At 57.2% G+C, this 2856-nt stretch carries 1 protein-coding gene and 2 pseudogenes; all 3 read left to right on the top strand.

Translation table 11 applies throughout. From position 1 onward, the window contains the following. Positions 1-1567 (top strand): sensor histidine kinase (locus CPT76_RS02325; RefSeq protein WP_181152657.1); only part of this gene is annotated, 1567 nt, incomplete at its 5' end. Between the two features lie 2 nt (positions 1568-1569). Then, a pseudogene (locus CPT76_RS02330) lies at positions 1570-2363 on the top strand (response regulator transcription factor). 119 nt (positions 2364-2482) lie between these two features. Beyond that, positions 2483-2856 (top strand): annotated as a pseudogene (locus CPT76_RS36965) (ABC transporter substrate-binding protein); the annotation flags it as partial.

Raw genomic sequence — 2856 nt, forward strand, 5'->3', positions numbered from 1 at the left:
CCCTGACCACTCAGGTCGCCACCAATACCACGTTCAGCAGGTGCTGCTGAACGAGTCGGCAGGCAGGCACGCGACGTTCTCGGAACGCCAGTCCTTGCTGAACAGCATCAAAATCGTTCAGACCTATGCCGACGGCGTCAACTCGGTCGAGCTGTACAGCGGCAGCAAACGAAGGCTGTTCCCGCTGGATGAAGGCCATCTGAACAGCAGGATCAGCCAGAAGTGGATCGATAACGCCCGCGAGGAAAAGGGGCGCATCGTCTGGATCGGGATCGATCCGCTGGATCCGAATTCCGTGCTGGCGATCCGCAGCGTCAGTCTGATGGACCAATGGTTCAGGCCGGGCGGGTATCTCCTCATCCGGATGAACCGTGAGATTTTTCAAATCGACGAGGCGCTGAACGAGGATGGCGGCCGCGAAACGATGCTGCTTGCCGACCGGAACTACAGCCTCATCGCCGTGAACGACGACCAGGTCACGCCCTGGCGCATCAAGTCCCTGGTGGATACGAACGACGCGGTCGTCGCCATCGACGGACAAAAGTACATGCTCGTCAAGCAGCAGTCCGCCTTGACCGGATGGACACTGCTGATCCTGACGCCAATCAGTGCGATCACAAGCGGCATTTCCGTACTGCGCACCGCGATCCTGGTCTCCGCGGGCATCGGCAGCATCCTGTTCATCCTGCTGTCCTTCCTGCTGTCGACCCTGATCACGCGGCCGGTCTTCCGCCTGATCAAGACGATGCGCAGCGCCCGGCTCAGCGGCCTCAAGCCGACGGTGCAAATTTCGTCCACCATCGAAATCAACGAGCTGAATCACTCCTACAACCAAATGGTTGAGCATATGAACGAGCTGATCGGGCTCGTTTACGAGAAGGAGATTTTGCAGAGCCGCACGGAATTGAAAGCGCTGCAGGCCCAAATCCATCCACATTTTCTGTTTAACACGCTTGAAGCGCTGTACTGGTCTCTCATGGAAAAAGACGAAGACGAGCTGGCCGAATATGTCGTGGCGATGGCCGATCTGTTCCGTTATACGATCACCGGGCCGGGCAAGGAGGAATGGGTCCGGCTCGAAGATGAGCTCGAGCATATCGAGCGCTACCTGCTTATCATGAAAATGCGGCTCGGCGACAGGCTGTCCTGGTCGATCTCGTCACCGCCGGCCTTGGCATCGGTGCCGATGCCAAAGCTCCTGATCCAGCCCTTGGTGGAGAACGCCATCCTGCACGGCATCGAGGGCCGGATCGGCCCCGGCAAGGTGTCGGTCGGCGTTTCCCTGTCCGCGGATCAGATGCATCTGGTCGTCACGGTGACCGACGACGGAAAAGGCATCGACGAGGACAACCTCCGCCGAATCGTCACGGCGCTCCAGACCGGAATGACGCCGCCCTTCAAAGGCTCCGGCATGGGGATTTTTAATGTCCAGCAGCGGATCAAGCTCTACTACGGCGGGGACCGGCCGGATGAATCCGGGCTGGCGATCGACAGCCAAATCCACCGGGGAACCCGGGTAAGCTTAACCATTCCGATCCAGACAGGGATCCAGACAGGAGAGATATAACGATGGTTAAATCGAAAACGATTTTAGTCGTAGATGACGAACCCCGAACGAGACAAGGATTGACCCGCATGCTGGAAACCTGGGGGAACGGCGCATGCAGCGTCATTTCGGCGGACAACGGCCGCGACGCCCTGGACCTGCTGGAGCGCGAGGCGGTCGATCTGCTTATTACCGATATCCGCATGCCGGAGATCAGCGGACTCAATCTGGTGCAGCAGCTGGAATCCGGATCACCGGCCGCCCAGCCGGCCATTATTCTGATTTCCGGCTACGCCGAATTCGAGTATGCGCAGCAGGCGATCCAGCTGGGCGTCGTCAATATTTGCTCAAGCCGATCCGCAAGGACAAGCTGTTCGATGCTGTAGAGAAGGCGCTCCAGGTTCAGGAGGAACGCTCGCGGATGAACAAAATCCAGCGCATGGTCGACAGCAAGCTCCTTGACGCCACCGGGGACGTGAATACGCTGGCAGAGCCGGTCCAAGAAGCGCTTCAATACGTGTCGCAGCATTTGGATCAAGGCTTCGGTCTGCGGGAGGTGGCCGATCACGTCCATTTGAACCCCAGCTATTTCAGCGTCCTTTTTAAGGAGCAGATGGAAATGACCTTCATCGAATATGTCACCCGGCTCCGAATCCAGAAGGCCAAGGAGCTTCTTCTGCAAACGAAGCTGCCGGTCTCGGAAATCGCCGAACGCGTCGGCTATCAGACAACCAAGTATTTTAACAAGGTCTTCAAGGACTACGAAGGCGCAAGTCCTGGCGCCTACCGCAAAGGCGGTCAGGCAGCACCCAAATAAAGTGGAACTATACCCAAACGCTGTGCCCTTATGTCCTCCTAATACGGGATGCTACACTTGGCTTCAGAGGGAAAGCGCATACATCTCTCGCGATGATACGAAGGGGGAAACGGGCATTTATGAAAAAGAAATGGTTATCCGCATCCATGCTGCTGCTGGCATTGACACTCGTGCTGTCGGCCTGCGGCGGAAGTAAAAACAGTTCGGACGACGGCAAGACGGCCGCCGGCGGCGGGAGTTCATCCGGTGGTTCCGGTGATAAAGTCACGATCAAAATGATGCACCTGTGGCCGGACGGCAGCAATTCCGCCCAGAACAAGCTGGCGAAGCAAATCATCAGCGAATACGAGCAGGCCAACCCGAACGTCAAAATCGAAACGGAAGTGCTTGAGAACGAGCAGTATAAAAATAAACTGAAGGTCCTCTCCGCCTCCAACAGCCTGCCGGACGTCGGCTTTACATGGGCTGCCGGATTTTTGGAGCCGTACGTTAA

The sequence above is a fragment of the Paenibacillus sp. AR247 genome (assembly GCF_002968895.1).
Taxonomy (GTDB): domain Bacteria; phylum Bacillota; class Bacilli; order Paenibacillales; family Paenibacillaceae; genus Paenibacillus_AQ; species Paenibacillus_AQ favisporus.